A 3,418-nucleotide genomic window follows, 5' to 3' on the forward strand; every position below is an offset into this window, starting at 1 on the left:
CTTTCGGTAACGGATGTTCGGCGGTGTCCTACTCTCCCACACCCTGTCGGGTGCAGTACCATCGGCGCTGGAGGGCTTAGCTTCCGGGTTCGGAATGGGACCGGGCGTTTCCCCTCCGCTATGGCCGCCGTAACTCTATGAAACTGTCACACACGGATCAGAGAAAAAATGTTGTTCTTCTCGATCCGAGACAACGTGTGTGTTGTTTCAGATACTGCACAGTGGACGCGTAGCTTCTTTGTGGTAAGTCCTCGGCCTATTAGTACCAGTCACCTGCATCCGTTACCGGACTTCCAGTTCTGGCCTATCAACCCGGTGGTCTGCCGGGGGCCTTACCCCCTCGAGGGGGTGAGAAACCTCATCTTGGAACAGGCTTCCCGCTTAGATGCTTTCAGCGGTTATCCCTTCCGAACGTAGCTAACCAGCGGTGCTCCTGGTGGAACAACTGGCACACCAGAGGTTCGTCCGTCCCGGTCCTCTCGTACTAGGGACAGCCTTCCTCAAGTTTCTAACGCGCGCGGCGGATAGAGACCGAACTGTCTCACGACGTTCTAAACCCAGCTCGCGTGCCGCTTTAATGGGCGAACAGCCCAACCCTTGGGACCTACTCCAGCCCCAGGATGCGACGAGCCGACATCGAGGTGCCAAACCATCCCGTCGATATGGACTCTTGGGGAAGATCAGCCTGTTATCCCCGGGGTACCTTTTATCCGTTGAGCGACACCGCTTCCACTTGCCGGTGCCGGATCACTAGTCCCGACTTTCGTCCCTGCTCGACCTGTCAGTCTCACAGTCAAGCTCCCTTGTGCACTTGCACTCGACACCTGATTGCCAACCAGGCTGAGGGAACCTTTGGGCGCCTCCGTTACATTTTGGGAGGCAACCGCCCCAGTTAAACTACCCACCAGGCACTGTCCCTGAACCAGATCATGGTCCGAGGTTAGAGGTCCAATACGATCAGAGTGGTATTTCAACAACGACTCCACACTCACTGGCGTGAGCGCTTCACAGTCTCCCACCTATCCTACACAAACCGAACCGAACACCAATACCAAGCTGTAGTGAAGGTCCCGGGGTCTTTTCGTCCTGCCGCGCGTAACGAGCATCTTTACTCGTAATGCAATTTCGCCGAGTCTATGGTTGAGACAGCTGAGAAGTCGTTACGCCATTCGTGCAGGTCGGAACTTACCCGACAAGGAATTTCGCTACCTTAGGATGGTTATAGTTACCACCGCCGTTTACTGGGGCTTAAATTCTCAGCTTCGCTCCGAAGAGCTAACCGGTCCTCTTAACCTTCCAGCACCGGGCAGGCGTCAGTCCGTATACATCGTCTTACGACTTCGCACGGACCTGTGTTTTTAGTAAACAGTCGCTTCTCACTGGTCTCTGCGGCCCCACCCAGCTCACACTGCAAGAGTGATCACCGGACGAGGCCCCCCTTCTCCCGAAGTTACGGGGGCATTTTGCCGAGTTCCTTAACCATAGTTATCTCGATCGCCTTAGTATTCTCTACCTGACCACCTGTGTCGGTTTGGGGTACGGGCCGTGTGAAAGCTCGCTAGAGGCTTTTCTCGGCAGCATAGGATCACTGAATTCGCCTCATTCGGCTATGCGTCACCTCTCAGGCTGTGTGAATGGCGGATTTGCCTACCATTCGCCCTACAGGCTTACACCAGTATTACCACTGACTGGCTCAGCTACCTTCCTGCGTCACCCCATCGCTTGGCTACTACCAGATCAGGTCCCATGCATCCACGTCCAGGGCCCCCGAAGGGACGTAAGGACGCTTCAGGATGGTTAGTATCACTGATTCACCAGGGGCGCGTTCACACGGGTACGGGAATATCAACCCGTTGTCCATCGGCTACGCCTGTCGGCCTCGTCTTAGGTCCCGACTCACCCTGGGCGGATTAACCTGGCCCAGGAACCCTTGGTCATTCGGCGGACGAGTTTCTCACTCGTCTTTCGCTACTCATGCCTGCATTCTCACTCGTGTGGCCTCCACGGCTGGGTCACCCCGCCGCTTCCATGGCCACACGACGCTCCCCTACCCATCCACACCACTGCCCACGACTCCGCAGAATCGCAGGGGTGCATTGTGTGAATGCCGCAGCTTCGGTGGTGTACTTGAGCCCCGCTACATTGTCGGCGCAGGATCACTTGACCAGTGAGCTATTACGCACTCTTTCAAGGGTGGCTGCTTCTAAGCCAACCTCCTGGTTGTCTTCGCGACCCCACATCCTTTTCCACTTAGTACACGCTTAGGGACCTTAGCTGGCGATCTGGGCTGTTTCCCTCTCGACTACGAACCTTATCGCCCGCAGTCTCACTGCCGCGCTCTCACTCACCGGCATTCGGAGTTTGGCTGATTTCGGTAAGCTTGTGGGCCCCCTAGACCATCCAGTAGCTCTACCTCCGGTGAGAAACACGCGACGCTGCACCTAAATGCATTTCGGGGAGAACCAGCTATCACGGAGTTTGATTGGCCTTTCACCCCTACCCACAGCTCATCCCCTCAGTTTTCAACCTAAGTGGGTTCGGTCCTCCACGACGTCTTACCGTCGCTTCAACCTGGCCATGGGTAGATCACTCCGCTTCGGGTCTAGAACATGCCACTACAAACGCCCTATTCGGACTCGCTTTCGCTACGGCTACCCCACACGGGTTAACCTCGCGACATGCCACTAACTCGCAGGCTCATTCTTCAAAAGGCACGCCATCACCCCCAGCAGCAAGCTGCTCGAAGGCTTTGACGGATTGTAAGCGCACGGTTTCAGGTACTATTTCACTCCCCTCCCGGGGTACTTTTCACCTTTCCCTCACGGTACTAGTCCGCTATCGGTCACCAGGGAGTATTCAGGCTTATCGGGTGGTCCCGACAGATTCACACCAGATTTCACGGGCCCGGTGCTACTTGGGTTTCCATCACAACAGTCGTCACATTTTCGTGTACGGGATTCTCACCCTCTACGACGGGCCGTTCCAGACCACTTCCACTAACACAACGATTTCTTACTGTCGGCCAACACGGCAGCATTGACAAGATGAACCCCACAACCCCACGAATGCAACACCTGCCGGCTATCACACATCCATGGTTTAGCCTCTTCCGCTTTCGCTCGCCACTACTCACGGAATCACTATTGTTTTCTCTTCCTGTGGGTACTGAGATGTTTCACTTCCCCACGTTCCCTCCACACACCCTATATATTCAGGTGCGGGTAACACGACATCACTCGTGCTGGGTTTCCCCATTCGGACATCCTCGGATCTCAGCTCGGTTGACAGCTCCCCGAGGCTTATCGCAGCCTCCTACGTCCTTCATCGGCTCCTGGTGCCAAGGCATCCACCGTACGCTCTTCATTACTTACAACAAAGATGCTCGCGTCCACTGTGCAGTTCTCAAACAACACACAAC

2 rRNA genes are annotated in these 3,418 nt (G+C 55.5%); both read right to left on the reverse strand.

From position 1 onward, the window contains the following. Positions 1 to 15: 15 nt before the first annotated feature. A 5S ribosomal RNA gene (rrf, locus tag ACFTWF_RS44905) occupies positions 16 to 132 on the reverse strand. Between the two features lie 107 nt (positions 133 to 239). Continuing rightward, positions 240 to 3,373, reverse strand: a 23S ribosomal RNA gene (locus ACFTWF_RS44910). Positions 3,374 to 3,418: the final 45 nt, after the last annotated feature.

This window comes from Rhodococcus sp. NPDC056960 (assembly GCF_042674125.1).
In the GTDB taxonomy this organism is placed as follows: Bacteria; Actinomycetota; Actinomycetes; order Mycobacteriales; family Mycobacteriaceae; genus Rhodococcus_F.